This window comes from Oleiphilus sp. HI0067, assembly GCF_001635735.1.
The window spans coordinates 1-1,177 of record NZ_LWFI01001131.1; the positions used below are offsets into that span (position 1 = coordinate 1).

2 protein-coding genes are annotated in these 1,177 nt (G+C 46.1%); both read right to left on the reverse strand.

From position 1 onward, the window contains the following. Nucleotides 1–2: 2 nt before the first annotated feature. Nucleotides 3–389 carry a RidA family protein gene (locus A3739_RS16420; RefSeq protein ID WP_068501394.1) on the reverse strand — a complete coding sequence of 129 codons (387 nt, stop codon included), beginning with the start codon at nucleotides 387–389 and terminating at the stop codon, nucleotides 3–5. 44 nt (nucleotides 390–433) lie between these two features. Then, the coding region (locus A3739_RS16425) for an ACT domain-containing protein (RefSeq protein ID WP_197472375.1) at nucleotides 434–1,177 on the reverse strand (744 nt) is incomplete at its 5' end.

Genomic DNA, 1,177 nt, shown 5'->3' on the forward strand with positions numbered 1-1,177 from the left:
TTTTATGAAAGGGTAACGATTCCATCCATTTCTACTTCTGCGCCTTTTGGCAATGCAGCCACGCCGATCGCAGCGCGCGCTGGGTAAGGTTTTTGGAAGTAGGTAGCCATTACTTCATTGACCGCGGCAAAATTACCTAAGTCTGTGAGGAAGATATTTAGCTTCACGATATCTTGAAGTGAACCACCAGAAGCTTCACATACTGCTTTTAGGTTTTCGAACACGCGCTTAATTTGATTCTCGATGCCGCCACCAACAAGCTCCATGCTCTGTGGATCAAGAGGAATTTGACCTGAAAGGTACAAAGTATTACCTGCCTTCACTGCTTGCGAGTAGGTACCAATCGCTGCTGGTGCAGCATCTGACTGAATAATTGATTTGTTGCTCATATCTAAACCTTACCTATTGTTGCGCCAAATGTAAATGAGCGCCTTTAGTGATTGATAATTCTTTGAATGCGAATCACCGCTTTAATGTTACGTAGTCGGCGAATCACACGAGCAAGATGGCGTCGACCTTGAATGTAGATGACGGCCTCTATCGTGCTCATATGAGGGTTCTGCTCGCTGACACCAATGTGTTCGATATTTGCCTCGGCGCGAGTGATTGCAGATGCTAACTCGGCAATAATGCCGCGCTGTCTTTCGAGCTCAATACGCAATTCAACCGCAAATTCATCCGTAATATCCTTGACCCAAGATAGATAAAGTCGGTCTGGCGCTTTGCTAAGGCGCAGTGCTTTTTTGCACTGTTCTGCGTGAATGATAAGGCCCGCACCAGAATTTGAATCCGGTAGCCCGATGATAGGGTCGCCCGGAATTGGGTAGCAGCAGGAACTGAAGCTGACTTGCATGCCTTCTGTTCCTTTGATGATCAGTTTTTGTTTTGCAGGCTCTTCGGTTTCGCTACTTATTTGACTTGCATCTTCTGCAGCGAGCTGACGCGCAATGATATAAGGCATGCGCAATCCTTGGCCGACTAGAATCAGTAGCTCATCAAGTGAGTTTGCTTTGTTATGATCGAGCACGTTGACTAAGTGGGTTTCACTGATGTTTTCCCAGCTTAGGTTGATGCTGCTCATTGAGCGTTCAAGCAGGCTCTTACCAAGAGATAGATTTTCTTCGTGTTGCTTCAGCTTGATAAAGTGACGAATACTACTTTTTGCCTTGCCTGTGGT